Annotated in this window: 20 protein-coding genes; 9 read left to right on the top strand and 11 right to left on the bottom strand. The window is 66.6% G+C overall.

All coding sequences use genetic code 11. The features are described 5' to 3' along the window. Positions 1 to 53 precede the first annotated feature (53 nt). From surE to rlmD, 6 genes are all read left to right on the top strand, one after another. Positions 54 to 818 carry a 5'/3'-nucleotidase SurE gene (gene surE / locus I5803_RS04775; RefSeq protein ID WP_196985255.1) on the top strand — a complete coding sequence of 255 codons (765 nt, stop codon included), beginning with the start codon at positions 54 to 56 and terminating at the stop codon, positions 816 to 818. Beyond that, positions 815 to 1,594, top strand: coding sequence for a protein-L-isoaspartate(D-aspartate) O-methyltransferase (locus I5803_RS04770; protein ID WP_196985254.1), 780 nt, complete (start codon positions 815 to 817; stop codon positions 1,592 to 1,594). Before surE ends, I5803_RS04770 begins: the two co-directional genes overlap by 4 nt. A 13-nt stretch (positions 1,595 to 1,607) precedes the next feature. Continuing rightward, on the top strand, positions 1,608 to 2,516 hold the full coding sequence (locus I5803_RS04765; protein WP_196988457.1) for a peptidoglycan DD-metalloendopeptidase family protein: 909 nt from the start codon (positions 1,608 to 1,610) through the stop codon (positions 2,514 to 2,516). Between the two features lie 2 nt (positions 2,517 to 2,518). Beyond that, positions 2,519 to 3,538 carry an RNA polymerase sigma factor RpoS gene (gene rpoS / locus I5803_RS04760; protein ID WP_196985253.1) on the top strand — a complete coding sequence of 340 codons (1,020 nt, stop codon included), beginning with the start codon at positions 2,519 to 2,521 and terminating at the stop codon, positions 3,536 to 3,538. Positions 3,539 to 3,635: 97 nt separating this feature from the next. Next, the gene (locus I5803_RS04755) at positions 3,636 to 4,421 is read left to right on the top strand and encodes a 3'-5' exonuclease (RefSeq protein ID WP_196985252.1); all 786 of its coding nucleotides are present in this window, start codon (positions 3,636 to 3,638) and stop codon (positions 4,419 to 4,421) included. A 19-nt stretch (positions 4,422 to 4,440) separates the two neighbouring features. Continuing rightward, positions 4,441 to 5,844 carry a 23S rRNA (uracil(1939)-C(5))-methyltransferase RlmD gene (rlmD, locus tag I5803_RS04750; protein WP_196985251.1) on the top strand — a complete coding sequence of 468 codons (1,404 nt, stop codon included), beginning with the start codon at positions 4,441 to 4,443 and terminating at the stop codon, positions 5,842 to 5,844. A 56-nt stretch (positions 5,845 to 5,900) separates the two neighbouring features. On the opposite strand, the gene I5803_RS04745 is transcribed toward rlmD, so the two are convergent. After that, entirely contained in the window at positions 5,901 to 6,590 is a 690-nt protein-coding gene (locus I5803_RS04745) for a Bax inhibitor-1 family protein (protein ID WP_196985250.1), read from the bottom strand. 119 nt (positions 6,591 to 6,709) lie between these two features. Here I5803_RS04745 and I5803_RS04740 point away from each other — a divergent pair, with 119 nt between their 5' ends. Next, on the top strand, positions 6,710 to 7,117 hold the full coding sequence (locus I5803_RS04740) for a GlcG/HbpS family heme-binding protein (RefSeq protein WP_196985249.1): 408 nt from the start codon (positions 6,710 to 6,712) through the stop codon (positions 7,115 to 7,117). On the opposite strand, the gene I5803_RS04735 is transcribed toward I5803_RS04740, so the two are convergent. From I5803_RS04735 to I5803_RS04710, 6 genes are all read right to left on the bottom strand, one after another. Continuing rightward, on the bottom strand, positions 7,118 to 7,534 hold the full coding sequence (locus I5803_RS04735; protein WP_196985248.1) for an ExbD/TolR family protein: 417 nt from the start codon (positions 7,532 to 7,534) through the stop codon (positions 7,118 to 7,120). A 4-nt stretch (positions 7,535 to 7,538) separates the two neighbouring features. Beyond that, complete coding sequence (locus I5803_RS04730; protein WP_196985247.1) at positions 7,539 to 8,249, bottom strand: MotA/TolQ/ExbB proton channel family protein; 711 nt, start codon at positions 8,247 to 8,249, stop codon at positions 7,539 to 7,541. A 5-nt stretch (positions 8,250 to 8,254) separates the two neighbouring features. Then, the gene (locus I5803_RS04725) at positions 8,255 to 8,899 is read right to left on the bottom strand and encodes an energy transducer TonB (RefSeq protein WP_196985246.1); all 645 of its coding nucleotides are present in this window, start codon (positions 8,897 to 8,899) and stop codon (positions 8,255 to 8,257) included. A 21-nt stretch (positions 8,900 to 8,920) separates the two neighbouring features. Then, entirely contained in the window at positions 8,921 to 9,163 is a 243-nt protein-coding gene (locus tag I5803_RS04720; protein ID WP_196985245.1) for a (2Fe-2S)-binding protein, read from the bottom strand. A gap of 113 nt (positions 9,164 to 9,276) precedes the next feature. Continuing rightward, a complete protein-coding gene (locus tag I5803_RS04715) occupies positions 9,277 to 9,960 on the bottom strand; it encodes a Fe2+-dependent dioxygenase (protein ID WP_196985244.1) in 684 nt (227 codons plus the stop codon). A gap of 10 nt (positions 9,961 to 9,970) precedes the next feature. After that, positions 9,971 to 12,064 (bottom strand): TonB-dependent receptor, encoded by a 2,094-nt coding sequence (locus I5803_RS04710; protein ID WP_196985243.1) that lies wholly within the window; start codon positions 12,062 to 12,064, stop codon positions 9,971 to 9,973. 200 nt (positions 12,065 to 12,264) lie between these two features. On the opposite strand from I5803_RS04710, the gene I5803_RS04705 reads away from it, so the two are divergent. Then, positions 12,265 to 13,038: an FTR1 family iron permease gene (locus tag I5803_RS04705; protein WP_196985242.1), complete on the top strand. Its 774-nt coding sequence runs from the start codon at positions 12,265 to 12,267 to the stop codon at positions 13,036 to 13,038. On the opposite strand, the gene bfr is transcribed toward I5803_RS04705, so the two are convergent. The 4 genes from bfr to ppsR form a co-directional block, all read right to left on the bottom strand. Continuing rightward, complete coding sequence (gene bfr, locus I5803_RS04700; RefSeq protein WP_196985241.1) at positions 13,035 to 13,517, bottom strand: bacterioferritin; 483 nt, start codon at positions 13,515 to 13,517, stop codon at positions 13,035 to 13,037. The genes I5803_RS04705 and bfr overlap by 4 nt on opposite strands. Positions 13,518 to 13,560: 43 nt before the next feature. Further along, positions 13,561 to 15,108, bottom strand: coding sequence for an alkyl hydroperoxide reductase subunit F (gene ahpF, locus I5803_RS04695; RefSeq protein ID WP_196985240.1), 1,548 nt, complete (start codon positions 15,106 to 15,108; stop codon positions 13,561 to 13,563). 7 nt (positions 15,109 to 15,115) lie between these two features. Continuing rightward, the gene (gene ahpC, locus I5803_RS04690; RefSeq protein WP_196985239.1) at positions 15,116 to 15,688 is read right to left on the bottom strand and encodes an alkyl hydroperoxide reductase subunit C; all 573 of its coding nucleotides are present in this window, start codon (positions 15,686 to 15,688) and stop codon (positions 15,116 to 15,118) included. 120 nt (positions 15,689 to 15,808) lie between these two features. Then, positions 15,809 to 16,630 (bottom strand): posphoenolpyruvate synthetase regulatory kinase/phosphorylase PpsR, encoded by an 822-nt coding sequence (gene ppsR / locus I5803_RS04685; protein WP_196988456.1) that lies wholly within the window; start codon positions 16,628 to 16,630, stop codon positions 15,809 to 15,811. 192 nt (positions 16,631 to 16,822) lie between these two features. Here ppsR and ppsA point away from each other — a divergent pair, with 192 nt between their 5' ends. Continuing rightward, positions 16,823 to 19,219: a phosphoenolpyruvate synthase gene (gene ppsA / locus I5803_RS04680; RefSeq protein ID WP_196985238.1), complete on the top strand. Its 2,397-nt coding sequence runs from the start codon at positions 16,823 to 16,825 to the stop codon at positions 19,217 to 19,219. Positions 19,220 to 19,262 lie beyond the last annotated feature (43 nt).

Genomic DNA, 19,262 nt, shown 5'->3' with positions numbered 1-19,262 from the left:
TTGTCCCTGGCGCGACGGCGCGCGCACCTACAATCTTTCAACCCCCGCACACCATGAAAATCCTGCTTTCCAACGACGACGGCTACCAGGCGCCCGGCCTCGTCGCGCTCTACGAGGCGATCAAGGATCTCGGCGATGTCGAGGTCGTCGCGCCCGAGCACAACAACAGCGCGAAGTCCAATGCGCTCACCTTGCACTCGCCGCTGTACGTGCACCAGGGCGCCAACGGCTTTCGCTACGTCAACGGCACGCCGGCCGACTGCGTGCACGTCGCGCTCACCGGCCTGCTCGGCTACCGGCCCGACATCGTGGTGAGCGGCATCAACAACGGCGCGAACATGGGCGACGACACCATCTATTCCGGTACCGTCGGCGCTGCGATGGAGGGATATCTCTTCGGCATTCCGGCGATCGCGTTCTCGCAGACCGAGAAGGGATGGGCGCATGTCGATGCCGCTGCGCGCAAGGCGCGCGACCTCGTGCAGCAGGTGATCGCGGACGACAACGCCGCGGGCAAGCTGTGGCTGCTGAACGTGAACATCCCGAACCGGCCCTACGAAGAGCTGAAGCCCTTTCGCATCTGCCGTCTCGGCCGCCGTCATGCGGCGGAGAAGGTGATCTCGCAGCCCAGCCCGCACGGCGAGACGATGTACTGGATCGGCGGCGCCGGCGCGGCGAAGGATGGCGCCGACGGCACGGACTTCCATGCGACGGCGCAAGGCCATGTCTCGGTGACGCCGCTGAAGGTGGACCTCACCGACCACGATGCGCTCGCCCAATGGAACTGGTTGTCTCGCGAGCAGGCGGGCAGCCGATGACGCGGCGCCCCGGGTTTCCGGCGAAGCTGGACTCCGGTCCCTCGCGCGGTGCCGCACCGCGCCCCAACGCGCCGCAGCCTTCGCGCAGTGCGTTGGACCGAACCCTGCCTCCAGGCGGCCTCGGCCTCGACTCGCAGGCGGTGCGCACGCGCATGGTCGAGAAGCTCGCGGCGCAGGGCATCTCCGACGCGCGCGTTCTCGGCGCCATGGGCGCGGTGGAGCGGCATCGCTTCGTCGACACGGCGCTCATCACGCAGGCCTACGAAGACACCAGCCTGCCCATCGGCCTGGGCCAGACGATCTCCAAGCCGAACGTCGTCGCGCGGATGATCGAATTGCTGCTCGGCGGGCGCACGGATGCGCAGGGCCGGCTCGGTCGCGTGCTGGAGATCGGCACGGGTTGCGGCTACCAGGCGGCGGTGCTCGCACGCGTGGCGAGCGAGGTGTACAGCATCGAGCGCCTGCGGGGCCTGCACGACAAGGCGCGCGAGAACCTGCGCACGTTTCGCCTCGCCAATGTCCACCTGCTCTTCGGTGACGGCATGGTGGGGTATGCGAAGGGCGCGCCTTATGCGGGCATCATCGCCGCGGCGGGCGGGCAGTCGGTGCCCCAGGCGTGGATCGACCAGTTGGCGGTCGGGGGACGCATCGTTGCGCCGACGGTGATGGCGGATGGCAAGCAGGCGCTCGTCGTGCTCGAGAAAACGCCGCATGAAATGAAACAATGTGTTCTTGAGGCCGTGCACTTTGTCCCCCTAAAATCAGGCATCGCTTGAAGGAAACATGAAGATGCTGGAGATGCGCAACAGGGGTTGGATGTGGACGGCGGCACTCGCGGCGGCATGGCTCGCGGGGTGTGCCTCCAGCTCCCGCGCGCCTGCACCGGTGGAAGACCGCAGCGCCGGGGTGCGCCCCGCCCCCGCGATCGTGGAGCCCGCCAAAGGCGCGCCCGGTTCGGAGAATGCAGGCAAGCCTGGTTACTACACCGTGCGTCCCGGCGATACGCTGATCCGCATCGCGCTCGACAGCGGGCAGAACTGGCGCGATGTCGCGCGCTGGAACAGCATCGACAACCCCAACGTGATCGAAGTGGGGCAGGTGCTTCGCGTCATCCCGCCCGCTGCTGCCGCCGAAGTCGCGGTGTCGAGGCCGGTCGCGAGCAACACCTTGCCGAGCGCATCGATTCCCGTGCCGCCCGCCACCGGTTCCAGCGCCCCGCGCACGGGCGCATCCGCGGCCGTGGCGCCGCCGGTTGCCGCGCCGGCGTCCTCGACCGTCGCGAGCGTTCCGCCCGTGGTGCCCACGCCCGCGCCGGCGGGCGAGGAGGACGTGCCTTGGGCCTGGCCGACGCCCGCGGGCGGCGCCGTGCTGGCGGGCTTCGACGAGCAGCGCAACAAGGGCCTCGACATCGCGGGCAAAACGGGCGACCCCGTACTGGCCTCGGCGGATGGGCGCGTGGTGTATGCCGGCGCAGGGTTGCGCGGATACGGCAACCTCATCATCCTCAAGCACAACAACACTTACCTGTCCGCCTACGCGCACAACCAGACGCTGCTGGTCAAGGAAGACCAGACCGTGCGCAAGGGCCAGAAGATCGCGGAGATGGGCAACAGCGACGCCGACCGCGTGAAGCTGCACTTCGAGATCCGGCGGCAAGGCAAGCCGGTCGACCCGGCCCGGTACCTACCGGCGAGGTAGCCATGACGAAGCGCAACGGCAGCACCAAACCGGCGGCTCCGCTTGCGACGAATGGAAGCGCGGGTGCGTTGCCCGAGGCGCCGCCCGACGGTGTGCCCGTCGAGACGGATGCGCAGGCGGACCTCAACCCGCGGGACATCCCGGCGGAGATCGCCGGCGAGTCCAGCGACACGCTGACGCTGTACCTGCGCGAGGTGCGCCGCACCGAGCTCTTCACGCCCGACGAGGAATTCCAGACGGCGACGCGCGCGCGCGCCGGCGACTTCGCCGCGCGGCAGTCCATGATCGAACACAACCTGCGCCTCGTGGTGAGCATCGCCAAGGGCTACCTCGGACGTGGCGTGCCGCTCTCGGACCTGATCGAGGAAGGCAACCTCGGCCTGATGCATGCGATCGACAAGTTCGAACCGGAGCGCGGTTTCCGCTTTTCCACCTATGCGACCTGGTGGATCCGCCAGTCGGTCGAGCGCGCGGTCATGAACCAGGGCCGCGTGATCCGCTTGCCCGTTCACGTCGTGCGCGAGTTGCAGCAGGTGCTGCGCGCGCGCCGCACGCTGGAGAACGACCCCGCATTCGCCGCGGCGCGCAATGGGTTCGAGGGTGAGGGCGTGCGCGTGGAAGACGTGGCGGCGCTGCTGGGCCGCGACGTGCACGAGGTCGCGCAGCTGCTGGCGATGGCGGAGACGCCGAAGTCGCTCGACGCCACCGTGGATCGGTCCGAGGACGAGCACACGCTCGGCGACTCGATGGCCGACGAGCTGGCGGTCGACCCCACGGGCGTCACGCAGAACCACGAGGTGGAGAAGCTCCTGGCCAACTGGATCGATGCCCTGTCGGGCCGCGAGAAGGAAGTGCTGGAAGGCCGCTTCGGCCTGCACGACCGCGAGCCTGAGACGCTGGAAGTGCTGAGCGACCGCCTGGGCCTCACGCGCGAACGCGTACGGCAGATCCAGAACGAGGCGCTGTCGAAGCTGAAGCGCCACATGGCGCGCAACGGCGTGACCAAGGAGGCTCTTTTCTAGGAGCGTGCACCCTCCCCATCAGGGGGAGGGCCGGGGTTGGGGGTCTCCTGAAACGGCCGAAGGCCGACTCATGGAGGCGGCTGGTACAGTCGCTTCAATGAGTTGGCCTGTCCTTGTTTTTGACATCGAATCCATTCCGGACATCGCGGGGCTGCGCGCGTTGAGGGGCGATCCGCAGGAGTCGACGGACGCGCAGGTCTACGCGCGCTGGGTCGAAGAACGCAAGGAAAAGGGGCAGGGCGATTTCATGCCCCACTACCTGCAGCGCGTGCTCGTCATCAGCTGCGTGTTCCGCAATGCCGAGGGCTTGCGCGTCCATTCCTTTGTCGACCGCGACAACGCGAGCGAGGCGAAGGTGATCCAGACCTTCTTCAACACGCTGGAAAAGCACGTGCCGCAGCTCGTGAGCTGGAACGGCGGCGGGTTCGACCTGCCCGTGCTGCACTACCGCGGGCTGCGCCACGGCGTGGTCGCCGACAAGTACTGGGACATGGGCGACGACGACCGCGAGTTCAAATGGAACAACTACATCTCGCGCTACCACATGCGCCACCTGGACCTGATGGACCTGCTGGCGATGTACCAGCCGCGCGCCAATGCGCCGCTCGATGCGATGGCCAAGCTGTGCGGCTTTCCGGGCAAGCTGGGCATGGACGGTTCGCAGGTCTATTCGGCCTTCCTGGACGGCAAGCTCGAAGAGATCCGCCGCTACTGCGAGACCGACGTGATGAACACCTACCTCGTGTACTGCCGCTTCCAGAAGATGCGCGGCGGCCTCACCGAGGCGGAATATGACCAGGAAGTCGCGCTCGTGAAGGAGAGCCTCGGCAACCTGGCGCCCACGGAGCCGCACTGGCAGGAATACCTCGCGGCGTGGCGCTGACGCCTGAGACAATCGGGGGATGACAGACGAAGTGGAAAACAAGCCCGCCCTGCCCGAGGGCTGGCTGGCGGTCGATGCCCTCGACATGGATGCGCAGGGCGTCGCCCGGCGCCCGGACGGCAAGGTGGTGTTCATCGACGGTGCGCTGCCGTTCGAGCTGGTGTCGGCCAACGTGCACCGCAAGAAGAACAACTGGGAGCAGGGCTCGCTCACCCAGATCCACAAGGAATCCTCTCAGCGCGTGCGGCCGCGCTGCCCGCACTTCGGCCTGCACGAAGGCGCCTGCGGCGGCTGCAAGATGCAGCACCTGCACGAAGGCGCGCAGGTCGCCATCAAGCAGCGCGTGCTGGAAGACAACCTGTGGCACCTCGGCAAGGTGAAGGCAGACACGGTGCTGCGCCCCATCGAAGGGCCGACCTGGGGCTATCGCTGGCGGGCGCGCTTCTCCGTTCGGCACGTGCGCAAGAAGGGCGCGGTGCTGGTGGGCTTCCACGAGCGCAAGAGCCGCTACGTGGCCGACATCAAGGAATGCCATGTCGTGCCGGCCAATGTCAGCGACCTGCTGCTGCCGCTGCGCGCATTGATCGGCTCGATGGACGCGATCGAGACCTGCCCCCAGATCGAGCTGGCGTGCGGCGATGACGTCATCGCGCTGGTGCTGCGGCACCTCGAGCCGCTCAGCGAGGGCGACCTGTCGAAGCTGCGCGCCTTCGCGTCGGCGCACCCGGGCGTCCAGTGGTGGCTGCAGCCCAAGGGGCCGGATACGGTCAAGCTGCTCGACGACGACGGTCCGCAGCTTTCCTACGCGCTCCCGGAATTCGGCATCACCATGCCCTTCAGGCCCACCGATTTCACGCAGGTCAATCCGCACATCAATCGCGTGCTCGTCTCGCGGGCCTTGCGCCTGCTCGACGTGCAGCGCAGCGAGCGCGTGATCGACTGGTTCTGCGGCCTCGGCAACTTCACGCTGCCGCTCGCGACGCGGGCCGGCGAGGTTCTGGGGATCGAGGGCAGTGAATCGCTCGTCGCGCGCTCGCGGGAAAACTACGCGAAGAATGCCGCATCCCGCACAGGGCCGGCGCTTGCGCCCACCACTTTCGCCGCGCGCAACCTCTTCGAGATCACGCCGGAACAGCTCGTGAAGGATGGACGCGCACAGCGCTGGCTGGTGGATCCCCCGCGGGAAGGCGCTTTTGCGCTGACCAAGGCGCTGGTCGACCTGCACCAGCAGCCCGGACTGCGCGGCGACTGGGAGCCGCCGCAGCGGATTGTCTATGTGAGCTGCAACCCGGCGACGCTGGCGCGCGATGCCGGCCTACTCGTGCACCAGGCAGGCTACCGATGCACCTTCGCGGGGGTGGTCAACATGTTCCCGCATACGGCGCACGTGGAGAGCATCGCCGTGTTTGACCTGGGAAGTTGAAAACCAAAAGGACAAGGGGCCCACGGGCCCCTTGTTCCGTGTTGGAGCGAAGCGGGCTAGTCGTCGCCGCCCACGATCCCCAGCAGTGCCAGCAGGCTCTGGAACACGTTGAAGATGTCCAGGTAGAGCGCGAGCGTCGCGGAGATGTAGTTGGTCTCGCCGCCATCGACGATGCGCTTCAGGTCGTACAGCATGTAGGCGCTGAAGATGCCGATTGCCATCACGCTGATCACCAGCATGCCGGTGGACGAGCCGACGAACACGTTGATGATGCCGCCGATCAGGATGGCGAGCGCGCCGACGAAGAGCCACTTGCCCATGCCGGAGAGGTCGCGCTTGATCACGCTGGAGAGCGTGGCCATCACGAAGAAGACGCCGGCGGTGCCGCCGAACGCCGTCATGATCAGGCCGGAGCCGTTCTTGAAGTGCAGCACCGCGATGAGCAGGCGCGACAGCATCAGACCCATGAAGAACGTGAAGGCGAGCAGCACGGGCACGCCGGCGGCGGAGTTCTTGGTCTTTTCGATCGCGAACATGAAGCCGAAGGCGCCCGCGAGGAAAACGACGAGGCCGATGCCGCCGCCGAGGCCCGACACGATGCCGGTGGCCACGCCGAGCCAGGCGCCGAGCACGGTGGGAACCAGGCTGAGCGCGAGCAGCCAATAGGTGTTGCGCAGGACGCGGTTACGCTCGGCCGTGGACGGCAGCGCATAGCCGGAGTCGATGGTCTGGACTTGATCGTTCATGGACGGTTTCCTTTGCCTGTGAGGCGTTAGATGGGCGCATTCTAGGTTGGTTCAACCCTTTGGCACCCCCCGGCGAACCGTTATGCTTGCCCTTTTCCGCCAAAGCAACACCTCCGCCCATGAAAACCCGTTCCGCCCTCGAACTGTCCGACCTGAAGGCCATCGCCGCCGCCGCCGAAGCCGAGGCGTTGAAGAACCACTGGGCGGTGAGCATCGCGATCGTCGACGACGGGGGCCACCTCCTCTGGCTGCAGCGCCTGGACGGCGCCCCGCCGATCTCCGCGCACATCGCCCCGGCGAAAGCCAACACGGCCGCCGTGGGGCGGCGCGAAAGCAAGGTCTACGAGGACATGATCAACGGCGGGCGCGTCTCGTTCCTGAGCGCCCCGGACCTGAAGGGCCTGCTCGAAGGCGGCGTTCCCATCATGAAGGACGGCAATTGCATCGGTGCCGTCGGCGTGAGCGGGGTCAAGTCGACCGAAGACGCGCAGATCGCCCGCGCCGGCATCGCGGCGATCGGCCTTTGATCAGTTCGCCGGCTTCGGCTCGGTGATGAAGCCGATCTTGCGCAGTCCGGCCTGCTGCGCGGCCGACATGGCCTGCGCCACGCGTTCATAGCGCACGTCCTTGTCGCCGCGGATGTGCAGCTCCGGCTGCGGATCGCGCGCCGCCTCCGCCTTCAGAAGGCCCGGCAGGTCCTTGTCCTGCACGCGGCCCTCGTTCCAGTAATACGCGCCCTGCGCATCGACCGACAGGCGGATGGTCTGGGGTTTCACGTCCTGGGGTTTGGCCGTCGCGCGCGGCAGGTCGATGTTCACCGCGTGTTTCATCACCGGCACCGTGATGATGAAGATGATCAGCAGCACCAGCATGACGTCCACGAGCGGCGTCATGTTGATCTCGTTCATGACCTCGTCGGTCTCGTCCTGCGTCCCGAAAGCCATGGCCTCAGCTCCGCTTCATCGGGACGACCTTCGGGTCCTCGCCGCTCGCGACGCGGGCGCCGGTCAGCAGGTAGGCGTGGAGGTCGTGCGCGAACCGGTTGAGCTTGTTCAGGATGGCCTTGTTGCCGCGCACGAGCGCGTTGTAGGCGAGCACCGCCGGAATGGCGACCGCGAGCCCGAGGGCCGTCATGATCAGCGCCTCGCCGATCGGCCCGGCGACCTTGTCGATGGTCGCCTGGCCCGCCGCGCTGATCGAAATCAGCGCGTGATAGATGCCCCACACGGTGCCGAAGAGGCCGATGAACGGGGCGGTCGAGCCCACCGACGCCAGCACGGCCAGGCCGGACTGCAGGCGGGCGGTCGATTCGTCGATGGAGTTGCGCAGGGAGCGCGTCAGCCATTCGCTGGCGCCCAAGGCATCGTGGAGCTGGGGCTGCGCGTGGTGGTGCGCGGTGGCTTCGCGGCCTTCCATCGCCAGTGAGCGGAACGGGTTGCCGGCGTCGCTGCCCAGTTTGCCGAGCCCGTCCGCGAAGTCCGCCGCGTGCCAGAAGCTTTCGGTGGAGCGCGACTGGACGGCGAACTTGCGAAGGTCCAGCGCCTTGACGATGAGGACGATCCAGGTGGAGAGGGACATGCCCAGCAGCAGGATGGCCACCACGCGGGTGACGATGTCGCCTTGGCTCCACAGGTTGTAAAGGCCGAACTCGGAATTCATGTCGTTCACTCCAGGACGAAATTGATAGGGACTTGCCACCACCCGGCTTCCGCCACGCCGCCGCGCTTGCCGGGGACGAAGCGCCACGTCATGACGGTGTTGATGCCGGCCTGGTCGAGCCGGTCGAAGCCGCTGGACTTCGCGACCTCGGCTTTCTGCGGGACGCCGTCGGCGCCGATGTACACGCGCACCATGACGACGCCTTGTTCGCCCAGGCGTTTGGACAGGGGCGGGTACGCTGGCTTGGGATTGTTGAGATAGTCCGCCTGGCTCGACGGGGGCTCGTATCTGGCGGGGGCGGCCGGCGCCGGCTCGGCAGGCGCCGCGGCGACCGGTGCGGGCGCAGGGACTGGCTGCGAAGTCCCGGTCGCGGCATTCGGCGCCGGTCGGCTGTCGGGAATCGCTGCCGGCAACGGCGCCGGGGCGGGCGCCCGGACGGCCTTCTTGACGGGCTGCGCCACGGTCTCCGGCGGGACGGGACGCGGTTCGACCTTGGGGGCGGGCGGCGTGAACAGCTCGCTGATCATCTCCACCGGCACGACTACCTCGACGGCGCGCCGCAGCAAGCCGGTCTGCAGCGCCCACAGGGCCGCCACATGGAAGAGCACCACGCTCCCCGTGATGACGACATTGCGATCGAGCGTGCGCACGGCGGGCCGGGGCGCGGGCGTTCAGGCCTGCGCGGCGGACTGCGTGGAGCGGTTGAGGCTGTCCTGCAAGGAGGCCGCGAGCTGGATCGCGGCCACCGGATGGCGCGCATTGCATTGCGCCACCACTTCGCGCGCACAGCCTTCGCATTGGCCGCATTGCGTCGCGACGCCCAGCTCGAACTGGATGTCCTCGAAATCCATCCCGGCATGCGCATGGCGGGCGATTTCCCGGTCGGAGACGCGATGGCAGACGCAAACGATCATGGCAGGCAGGCGGGTGGGATGGCTGAAGTGGTGGGCTGATTATAAATACGAATCGCTCGCATTTGCAATACCCATCGGGCGGGCCGGCATTTGGCTAGTCCGGGGGTCTGGGCTCAGACCTCCGCCCACATTCGAAGGAGGTTGTGATAGCAGCCGGTCAGCTTCACCGTTTCCGCGGTGTCGCCGCCTGCGCGGCGCAGCGCCAGGATCGCCATGTCCATCTCGTACAGCAGGCGCCTCTGGTCGTCCCGCCGGACCATGCTTTCGATCCAGAAGAAGCAGGCCAGCCGCTCCCCGCGGGTGACGGGCTCGACCCGGTGGACCGAGGTGCCCGGGTACATCACGAGGTCGCCGGCGTCGAATTTGATGCGTTGCTCACCGTAGGTGTCCTGCACCACGAGCTCGCCGCCGTCATAGCTCGAGGGATCGCTCAGGAACAGCGTGCAGGAGATGTCCGTGCGGACGTGACGCGCGGTGGCCGCGTGGGTGCGCACCGCGTTGTCGATGTGGTCGCCGAAGGCGTTCGCCTTCGCGGCGTAGCGGTTGAACAGGGGCGGGTAGACCGTCTTGGGCAGCGCGCCCGTCACGAACATGGGATTGCGCGCCAGCGCCACCGACACGATGTGGCGCGCCTCCTGCGCCGCGGGCAGCTCTTCGGGCAGCTGCTCGTTGTTCTTCACGCGCGCGCTCTGGTCGCCGGCGGTGGCGCGCCCGTCGCCCCAAGCTGCCCCGGTGACGAGCTGACGCACGTGCGCCAGCTCTTCGGGATTCAGCGCCTGGGGGATGCGAAGCAGCATGGCGGGGGCCCTAGAACTTCCCGGTCCAGGTTGCGCGGACGGTACGCAGCGGCGCCTGGCTCGGCCACTGCTGGTACAGCGAGCTGTAGTAGACCTTGTTCGTCATGTTGTCGATGTTGAGCTTGAACGTGTGGTTCTCGTTGTACACGTACTCGAGCATCGAGTCCCAGCGCGTATAAGCCGGCGCGCGGTTCGCGAGCAGCAGGGCGTTCGCTGACGCGGGGCCGTTCTCGCTCACGTGCGTGAAGCCCCCGCCGATGCGCCACTTGTCGGTGAGTTTGTAGGTCGTCCAGAGGTTGGCCTGGCGCCTGGGCGTCAGGCCCGGGTTGAGGCCCACCGTCGCCTGCGAGGCCGGCGACGAGCCTGCCTGGTCGATCACACCGTGCATGAAGACGAGGCCCGTGAAGACGTCCCACTTCGGGTTGATGCGGCCGGCGACTTCGAACTCCAGCGAGTTGGTGTGACGGCGTCCCGACAGGAGGTACTCGCCGGTTGCCTGGTTGACGTCCGTGTTGCGCTCGTTGAACTTGTCCGTCCTGGCAAGGGCCGTGCGCACCGAGAGATCGCCTTCGTACAGCTCCCACTTCGCGCCCACTTCCAGGTTGCGGCTGCTTTCCGGCGGTGTTTTCGCCGAGTTGGCGTCGTACTGGTACAAGTCGCCGGAGGTGTTGAACGAGGTGCCGTAGGACGCGTAGTAGCTCACTTCCTCCGTGGGCTGGTAGAGGATGCCGGCGCGCTTGCTCAGCACGCCGTCGCTGCGCGAGAGGGGCGTGTTGTTCGGCGCGGCGTTGCCCGAGCGGTCGAAGTCGCCTGAGAACCTGTCCCAGCGCAGGCCGCCGACGAGCTTCCAGTGGGGCGCGATCGTGATCGTGTCCTGCACATACACACCCAGCGCGGTGGAGTCGAATGAGGTGGCGAGGTTGCGCACGCGCGTGTCGGGAAGGGGGCTGTTGGATGCGAGCGCCACGGTGGTGGCGGGCCGCAGCGCAATGCCGGTATAGGCATCGCGGTCGGAGCGTTCGCGCGCGAGGTCCGCGCCAACCAGCAATTCGTTCTTGCGGCCGAACCACTGGGTCTTCGTGAGGAAGTCGCTTTGCAGGAAGGTGTGGTGTTCCTGCCCGGCGCGCGTCTGCGTGCCCCGGTTGACGATGGTGGACGGGCCGAAGTTGGCCTGCGTCGTGCCCGTCGGGAACGCGGTGATTTGCGTCGCCCACAGGTCGCGCTTGAAGTGGCCGTCGCGCAGGGTCGTCTTCAGCGTGCTGCCGTCGGTCCAGCGATGGGTCCACGTGAGGGTGGCGATGTCCGCGCTGTCCTTCTGGTAGTCCGAATCCGCGCCGTACCACTTGTCCGCCGGAAAGGGCGCGGGGCGGCCTTCGAGCCAGCGGCCGCCGAGGTCGGGCTTGTCGTTGTAATTGAGGTGGTACAGGCTGAAGAGGAACTCGTTGGTTGTGCCGATGCCGATGCGGTAGTCCGCGGCCAGGCCGCGCCGTTGGGTGGATGCCTTGTCCGCGCGGCCATCCCAGTCCGTCGTCATGGTGCCGATGCGCAGCGCAGAGTCTTCGCCCATGCGGAAGTTGAAGTCGCCCGTGGTGCGCAGGTACTTGCCGTCGCCGACGGTGACGTTCACCTCGTGCTCGGTGAGGAGGCGGGGCGTCCGGCTGACCTGGTTCACCACGCCGCCAGTGGATCCGCGGCCGAACAGCATGGACGCCGAGCCGCGCAGCACCTCGATGCGGTCGTAGTTGAAGGTGTCGCGGTTGTATTGCGCGATGTCGCGGATCCCGTCCAGGTAGATGTCGCCCGAAACACTGAAGCCGCGCAGGCGGATGCTGTCGCCGATGCGGCCGCCTTCGCCGGCCTCGAAGGTGATGCCGGGAACGTTCTGCAGCGCTTCCTTGAAGGTGTCCTTGCCTTGGTCGTGGATCAGCTTTTCATTGACCACCGTGAGCGATTGGGGAACATCCTTGGCCGCGGCGGGCGTCTTGGCCGTGCTGGTCACGCCGCTCTGGTAAGTCTGCTCGGCGCGGTCGTATTTGTCCTTGACGATGACCGGCTTGAGCGTCGATGCCTCCTGGGCCCAGCTGCCGACCGACGCCGCGAGCATCAGGGCGCCCAGGGGAAGGAGGGGCAGGGGAGCGTGGGGGACTGTCGCTGGGCTGGGGGGCTTCTTTGCCGACTTCTTCGCCAAGATGGAACTCCGGGGTAATGCGTTGTGGTCGTAAAAATTCTAACGCAAATGCGAATCGATCTCATTTATAATCGTGGCATCGTGGTGAAGTTGCCACGCCAGACCGAGGTCCGTCCATGCTTCAAACCTTGCTCATTGCCTTCCGTGAAGGCCTGGAAGCGCTGCTGATCGTCGCGATCGCCGCGCTCTACCTGCGAAAGACCGGGAGGCCGCAACTCGTCTCCGCCATCCGCGCGGGCGTGGTCACGGCTTTGGTGTTCTCCGCCGTCGTGGGCGTGATCCTCGCCCAGGTCGGTGCGATGTCGCCCGCGTGGGAAGGCCTGCTGGCGCTGGTCGCAGCGGCCGCGGTGATCAGCTGCACGGTCCACATGCTGCGCATGGGACGGCACATGAAAAAGCACATCGACACGCAGCTTTCGCAAGCCACCGCGCAGCCGGGCGGTGCGGGCTGGTGGGCGGTGTTCGCATTCGCCTTGTTCATGGTCGGCCGCGAAGGCGTCGAAACCGCGACGATGATCGCGTCGCTCGCCGGCAGCGCCGAACTGGGCCACATGGCGTGGGGTGGGGCGATCGGCTTCGCCCTGGCCGCGTGGATTTCCTGGCTCTGGACGCGCCATGGCCACAAAGTCAACCTGAGCCGCTTCTTCCAGGTCACCGCCGTTTTCATGGTGGTGTTCTCGCTGCAGCTCGTCCTGCACGGTTTCCACGAGTTCACCGAAGCTGCGCTGGTCCCGGGCATCGACAACGCCTGGTGGCACGCGGCGACGGAAGACCTGGCGGAGGGCAACGTCGCGCAGCTGATCTCGGTGCTGATGGTCGGGCTGCCCTCGATCTGGCTCGTGGGCGCGTTCTGGAAAGACAGGCGCGATTCGCGCGCGACGGCAGGCTAGCTCGCTTCGCTTTCGCCGAGCTGGGACTGCAGGTAGTTCTGCAGTCCCACCTTCGCGAGCACGTCGATCTGGGTCTCCAGGAAGTCGATGTGCTCCTCGGTGTCCTTCAGGATGTCCTCGAGGATTTCGCGGGACACGTAGTCCCGCACCGTTTCGCAGTGGGCGATTCCTTCCTTGACGGCCGCCTGCGCGCCGCGCTCGCTGCGCAGGTCGCAGTCGAGGATCTCCGGTACGTCCTCGCCGACGAGCAGCTTGCCGAGGTCCTGCAGGTTCGGCAGGCCGTCCAGCATCAGGATGCGTTCCATCAGGCGGTCCGCGTGCTTCATCTCGCCGATCGACTCCTCGTATTCCTTCTTCGCCAGCCGCTCGAAGCCCCAGTGCTTGAGGATGCGGTAGTGCAGGAAATACTGGTTGGTCGCGGTGAGCTCGTTGCGCAGTTGCGCCTGGAGGTGCTGGATGACTTGCGGATCGCCTTGCATGGAAATTCCCGGGGATGTGTTCCCCGGGATTGTGGACCAAGTCTCAGGCGCGCACGAGGTGCTCGAAGGCGCCCAGCGCGGCCTTCGCGCCATCGCCCGCCGCGATGATGATCTGCTTGAAGGGAACGGTCGTCGCGTCGCCCGCGGCGAAGACGCCGGGCAGGGAGGTCTGTCCCTTCGCATCCACGATGATCTCCCCGTGCCGCGACAGCTCGAGCGTGCCCTTGAGCCACTCCGTGTTGGGCACTAGGCCGATCTGGACGAAGACGCCCTCGAGGTCGACGCGCGACGTCTCGCCGCTCGCGCGGTCGCGCCAGGTCAGCCCCGACACGCGCTGGCCGTCGCCGAGGATTTCGGTCGTCTGCGCATTGAGCAGCGTGGTCACGTTGGGCAGCGACGCCAGCTTGCGCTGCAGGACGGCGTCCGCCCGGAGTTGCGTGTCGAACTCGATCAGCGTCACGTGGCCCACGATGCCCGCGAGATCGATCGCGGCTTCGACGCCCGAGTTACCCCCGCCGATCACCGCGACGCGCTTGCCCTTGAAGAGCGGGCCGTCGCAGTGTGGGCAGTAGGCGACACCCTTGTTGCGGTATTCCTGCTCGCCGGGCACGTTCACGTTCTTCCAGCGGGCGCCGGTCGTGACGATGACCGTCCGCGCTTTCAGCGCCGCACCGCTCTCGAGTTCCACCCGGATACCGCCGTCCACCGGGGCCAGCGCCCTGGCGCGCTGAAGGTTCATGATGTCCACGTCGTAGTGGCGCACGTGTTCTTCCAGCGCGAGCGCGAATTTCGGCCCTTCCGTTTCCTTCACCGACACGAAGTTCTCGATGCCCAGCGTGTCCATCACCTGGCCGCCGAAGCGTTCGGATGCGACGCCGGTGCGCACGCCCTTGCGAGCCGCATAGACGGCGGCCGCGGCGCCCGCGGGGCCGCCACCGACGATCAGCACGTCGAAGGGATCCTTCTGCGCGAGCTTTTCGGCTTCGCGTTTGGCGGCGCCCGTGTCGATCTTCGACAGGATTTCCTCCAGCGTCATGCGGCCCTGGCCGAAGCGCGTGCCGTTCAGGAAGATGGTGGGCACCGCCATGATTTCGCGCGCCTTGACCTCGTCCTGGAACAGGGCGCCGTCGATCATCGTCGCGCGGATGCGCGGGTTCTGGATCGCCATGAGGTTCAAGGCCTGCACGACGTCCGGGCAGTTGTGGCAGGTGAGCGAGATGTAGATCTCGAATTCGAAATCGCCGTCCAGGTCGCGCACTTGTTGCAGGACGGCTTCGTCCACCTTGGGCGGATAGCCCCCCACCTGCAGCAGCGCGAGCACCAGCGACGTGAATTCATGGCCCATCGGCAGGCCCGCGAAGCGCGGCCCGTTCGACTGGCCGGGCCGGTTCACGGAGAAGGACGGCGTGCGCTGTCCCTGGGCCTGCGTTTCCGTCACGCGAACGAGCGGCGAGGCGTGCGCGATGTCGGCCAGCAGTTCGCGCAATTGCCCGGACGCCGCGCTGTCGTCCAGGGATGCGGCGATCTCGACGGGAGTCGAGATGCGCTGCATGTAGGCGCCGAGTTGCGCCTTGAGGTTGGCGTCGAGCATCGCGTCCTCAGATCTTGCCGACGAGGTCCAACGACGGCGACAGGGTCTGCGCGCCTTCGCTCCACTTGGCGGGGCACACCTCGCCGGGGTGGGCGGCGATGTACTGCGCGGCCTTCACGCGGCGCAGCGTTTCCGTCGCATCGCGGCCGATGCCGTTGTCGTGCACCTCGATCGTCCTGATGCGGCCTTCGGGGTCGATCACGAACGTGCCGCGCAGCGCCAGCCCGGCGTCCTCGCCTTCGGTGATCAGGACCTGGAAGAAGCGCGCCAGCTGGTGGTTGGGGTCACCCACGAGCGGGTACTGAACCTTGCGGATGGTGTCCGACGTGTCGTGCCAGGCCTTGTGCGTGAAGTGCGTGTCCGTGGACACACCGTAGACCTCGACGCCCAGGCGCTTGAACTCGTCGTAGTGATCGGCCAGGTCGCCCAGTTCGGTGGGGCACACAAAGGTGAAGTCGGCGGGGTAGAACACCACGACGGACCACTTTCCCTTGAAGTTTTCCTCGGTCACCGGGACGAACTTGCCCTGGTGGTAGGCGGTTGCCTGGAAGGGAGCGACGGCGGTATTGATGAGTGACATAGATTTCCTCTCTTGGGGAGTTGTGGTTGATTGCGTATGGCTATGATCATAGGGACGCCGGCGCCGCGGAGCCAATTCATTGGCCCAATGGGCCCTTTAGGCCCTGCCTATGAGGGGGCCTCAGTACTCCAGCCGCTCGGGCCGGATCTCCTGAAGGATCGTGGTCGCAATCTCTTCGATCGACTTGGTGGTCGTGCTCAGCCAGCGGATGCCGGCGCGCCGCATCATGGCCTCGGCTTCGGCGACTTCCATTCGGCAGTTGTCCAGCGCGGCATACCTGGAGTCGGGCCGCCGCTCGTTGCGGATCTCCCTCAGCCGTTCCGGCTGGATGGTGAGGCCGAAGATCTTCTTGCGATGCGGCACCAGGGCCGGCGGCAGCTGCTGGCGTTCGAAGTCGTCGGGGATGAGCGGATAGTTCGCTGCCTTGAGGCCGTGCTGCATGGCGAGGTAGAGCGACGTCGGCGTCTTGCCGCTGCGGCTCACGCCGACCAGGATCACGTCGGCCTGCTCCAGGTCGCGGTTGGACTGGCCGTCGTCGTGCGCCAGGCTGTAGTTGATCGCCTCGATCCGGTCGTGGTACTCCTTGCTCTTGCTCACGTCCGAGAAGCGCCCGATGCGATGCGACGACTTCATGCCGAGTTCGATTTCGAGCGGCCGCACGAAGGTGCCGAACATGTCCAGCAACATGCCCTTGCAGCCTTCCTCGATGACCTTGAGGATTTCCACGTTCACCAGCGTGGTGAAGACCACGGGCTTGCGTCCCTCCAGCTCGGCGGTGTGGTTGACCTGCCGCACCACCTGGTGGGCCTTGTCCACGCTGTCGATGAAGGGCATGCGCACGTGGCGGGGTTTGAATTCGAACTGCGCGAGGATGGCGTTGCCGAAAGTCTCGGCCGTGATGCCGGTGCCGTCGGAGACGAAAAACACGGTGCGGGTGTGCAGGGTGGTCACATGATGCTTTCAGACTAATCACGGCCGCGGCGACGCGTGCGCGGCCTACAATTGCGCCAATTATCCGATTCCCATCCCCATGCCGCGCCACCGCCCATTCGAACAAGCACAAAGCCTGTCGCGCCCGCATGGGAAGACGCTCCGCTCGAGCGCAGACCCGGTTTCAACTTCTGGAGTTTTCCCATGTCTGCACTGTTCAGCGCGACCGCCCTGGTCGTTCCGTTTGAGAACCTGAGAATGACCGACGTCGAGGCGGTGGGCGGCAAGAACGCAAGCCTCGGCGAGATGATCTCCCAGCTGCCCCAGGGCGTGCGCGTGCCGACCGGCTTCGCCACCACGGCGCATGCGTTCCGCGAGTTCCTCGCGCACGACGGCCTCGCCCAGCGAATCAATGCCAAGCTGACCGAACTCGACACCGAGGACGTGCGCGCTCTCGCCGCCGCGGGCGCCGAGATTCGCGGCTGGGTGGAGGCGCAGCCATTTCCCGCAAACCTGCAGCAGGCGATCACCGAAGCATTCGCCAGGTTGTCGGAAGGCAACCCGCAGGCGAGTTTCGCCGTGCGGTCCTCAGCGACGGCCGAGGACCTTCCCGACGCCTCCTTCGCCGGGCAGCAGGAGACCTTCCTCAATGTGGTCGGCATCGAGTCGGTGCTGCACAAGATGAAGGAAGTCTTCGCGTCGCTGTATAACGACCGCGCGATCAGCTATCGCGTGCACAAGGGCTTTTCGCATTCCGAGGTCGCGCTTTCCGCGGGCGTGCAGCGCATGGTTCGAAGCGACCTCGGCGCGGCCGGCGTCATGTTCACGATCGACACCGAATCGGGATTCGACCAGGTCGTCTTCATCACCTCCAGCTACGGCCTGGGCGAAACGGTGGTGCAGGGCGCCGTCAACCCGGACGAGTTCTACGTGCACAAGCCGATGCTCGAAGCGGGCAAGCGTGCGGTGATCCGCCGCAACCTCGGGTCCAAGCTGCTGCAGATGGTGTTCGCGGGCAGCGAGGAGAAGGCCGCCTCCGGCAAGCTCGTGAAGACCGTCGATGTGCCGCTCGAGCAGCGCAATCGCTTCTCGCTCACCGACGCGGACGTCGAGCAGCTCGCGCGCTACGCGCTCGTGATCGAGAAGCACTACGGCCGCGCCATGGACATCGAGTGGGGCAAGGACGGCAACGACGGCCAGCTCTACATCCTGCAGGCTCGACCCGAGACCGTGAAGAGCCAGCAGCAGGGCAAGGCGGAGCTGCGCTACAAGCTCAAGGGCAAGAGCAGCGTGCTCGCCGAGGGCCGCGCCATCGGCCAGAAGATCGGGACCGGGCCGGTCCGGCTCGTGCACAGCATCAGCGAGATGGACAAGGTGCAGGCGGGCGATGTGCTGGTCACGGACATGACCGACCCCAACTGGGAACCCGTCATGAAGCGCGCGAGCGCGATCGTCACGAACCGCGGCGGTCGCACCTGCCACGCCGCCATCATCGCGCGCGAACTCGGCATCCCGGCGGTGGTGGGATGCGGCGATGCGACGGACAAGCTCAAGGACGGCACGCTCGTCACCGTGAGCTGCGCCGAGGGCGATACGGGCTTCATCTACGACGGCCTGCTCGAGACCGAGGTGACGGAGGTGCAGCGGGGCGTGATGCCCGAGATCGCTGTGAAGATGACGATGAACGTGGGCAACCCGCAGCTTGCGTTCGATTTCGCGCAGCTGCCCAACGACGGCGTGGGCCTGGCCCGGCTGGAATTCATCATCAACAACAACATCGGCGTGCACCCGAAGGCCATCCTCGACTACCCGAACGTCGACGCGGACCTGAAGAAGGCGGTCGAGTCGGTGGCGCGCGGGCATGCGTCGCCGCGGGCCTTCTATGTCGACAAGGTGGCCGAAGGCATTGCCACCATCGCCGCGGCCTTCTGGCCGAAGCCGGTGATCGTTCGGCTGTCGGACTTCAAGTCGAACGAATACCGCAAGCTGATCGGCGGTTCGCGCTACGAGCCGGAGGAGGAGAACCCGATGCTCGGCTTCCGGGGCGCCGCACGCTACATCAGCAACGAATTCCGCGAGGCATTCGCGATGGAATGCGAGGCGCTGGTGCGCGTGCGCCGCGACATGGGCCTGTCGAACGTGCAGGTGATGGTGCCGTTCGTGCGCACGCTCGGCCAGGCCGACCGCGTCACCCAGCTGCTCGCGCAGCAGGGCCTCAAGCGCGGCCAGGATGACCTCAAGGTGATCATGATGTGCGAGGTACCGAGCAACGCGATCCTTGCCGATGAATTCCTCGAATACTTCGACGGCTTCTCGATCGGCTCCAACGACCTCACGCAGCTGACACTCGGGCTGGACCGCGACTCCGGGCTGGAACTGCTGGCCGCCGACTTCGACGAGCGCGACCCCGCGGTCAAGGCGATGCTGTCCAGGGCCATCACGGCCTGCGTGTCCAAGGGCAAGTACGTGGGCATCTGCGGGCAGGGGCCGAGCGACCATCCGGACTTCGCCCAGTGGCTCGCCGACCAGGGCATCACGTCGATCTCGCTGAATCCCGACAGCGTCATCGCGACCTGGCAGCAACTGGCAAGGCGCTCCTAGCAAATACCTAGGGGCTCGCCGTGCCGGCGGTGCGATGATCGCG

The sequence above is a fragment of the Caenimonas aquaedulcis genome (assembly GCF_015831345.1).
GTDB classification, from domain to species: domain Bacteria; phylum Pseudomonadota; class Gammaproteobacteria; order Burkholderiales; family Burkholderiaceae_C; genus Ramlibacter; species Ramlibacter aquaedulcis.
The sequence above is the reverse complement of the archived record's forward strand: the minus strand, read 5'-3'. Positions and strand labels throughout refer to the sequence as shown.

Bases quoted from the DNA above. Each gene is read 5' to 3' on its own strand.
- surE (WP_196985255.1), top strand. From the start codon at position 54: ATGAAAATCCTGCTTTCCAACGACGACGGCTACCAGGCGCCCGGCCTC.
- I5803_RS04770 (WP_196985254.1), top strand. From the start codon at position 815: ATGACGCGGCGCCCCGGGTTTCCGGCGAAGCTGGACTCCGGTCCCTCG.
- I5803_RS04765 (WP_196988457.1), top strand. From the start codon at position 1,608: ATGCTGGAGATGCGCAACAGGGGTTGGATGTGGACGGCGGCACTCGCG.
- rpoS (WP_196985253.1), top strand. From the start codon at position 2,519: ATGACGAAGCGCAACGGCAGCACCAAACCGGCGGCTCCGCTTGCGACG.
- I5803_RS04755 (WP_196985252.1), top strand. From the start codon at position 3,636: ATGAGTTGGCCTGTCCTTGTTTTTGACATCGAATCCATTCCGGACATC.
- rlmD (WP_196985251.1), top strand. From the start codon at position 4,441: ATGACAGACGAAGTGGAAAACAAGCCCGCCCTGCCCGAGGGCTGGCTG.
- I5803_RS04745 (WP_196985250.1), bottom strand. From the start codon at position 6,590: ATGAACGATCAAGTCCAGACCATCGACTCCGGCTATGCGCTGCCGTCC.
- I5803_RS04740 (WP_196985249.1), top strand. From the start codon at position 6,710: ATGAAAACCCGTTCCGCCCTCGAACTGTCCGACCTGAAGGCCATCGCC.
- I5803_RS04735 (WP_196985248.1), bottom strand. From the start codon at position 7,534: ATGGCTTTCGGGACGCAGGACGAGACCGACGAGGTCATGAACGAGATC.
- I5803_RS04730 (WP_196985247.1), bottom strand. From the start codon at position 8,249: ATGAATTCCGAGTTCGGCCTTTACAACCTGTGGAGCCAAGGCGACATC.
- I5803_RS04720 (WP_196985245.1), bottom strand. From the start codon at position 9,163: ATGATCGTTTGCGTCTGCCATCGCGTCTCCGACCGGGAAATCGCCCGC.
- I5803_RS04715 (WP_196985244.1), bottom strand. From the start codon at position 9,960: ATGCTGCTTCGCATCCCCCAGGCGCTGAATCCCGAAGAGCTGGCGCAC.
- I5803_RS04710 (WP_196985243.1), bottom strand. From the start codon at position 12,064: ATGCTCGCGGCGTCGGTCGGCAGCTGGGCCCAGGAGGCATCGACGCTC.
- I5803_RS04705 (WP_196985242.1), top strand. From the start codon at position 12,265: ATGCTTCAAACCTTGCTCATTGCCTTCCGTGAAGGCCTGGAAGCGCTG.
- bfr (WP_196985241.1), bottom strand. From the start codon at position 13,517: ATGCAAGGCGATCCGCAAGTCATCCAGCACCTCCAGGCGCAACTGCGC.
- ahpF (WP_196985240.1), bottom strand. From the start codon at position 15,108: ATGCTCGACGCCAACCTCAAGGCGCAACTCGGCGCCTACATGCAGCGC.
- ahpC (WP_196985239.1), bottom strand. From the start codon at position 15,688: ATGTCACTCATCAATACCGCCGTCGCTCCCTTCCAGGCAACCGCCTAC.
- ppsA (WP_196985238.1), top strand. From the start codon at position 16,823: ATGTCTGCACTGTTCAGCGCGACCGCCCTGGTCGTTCCGTTTGAGAAC.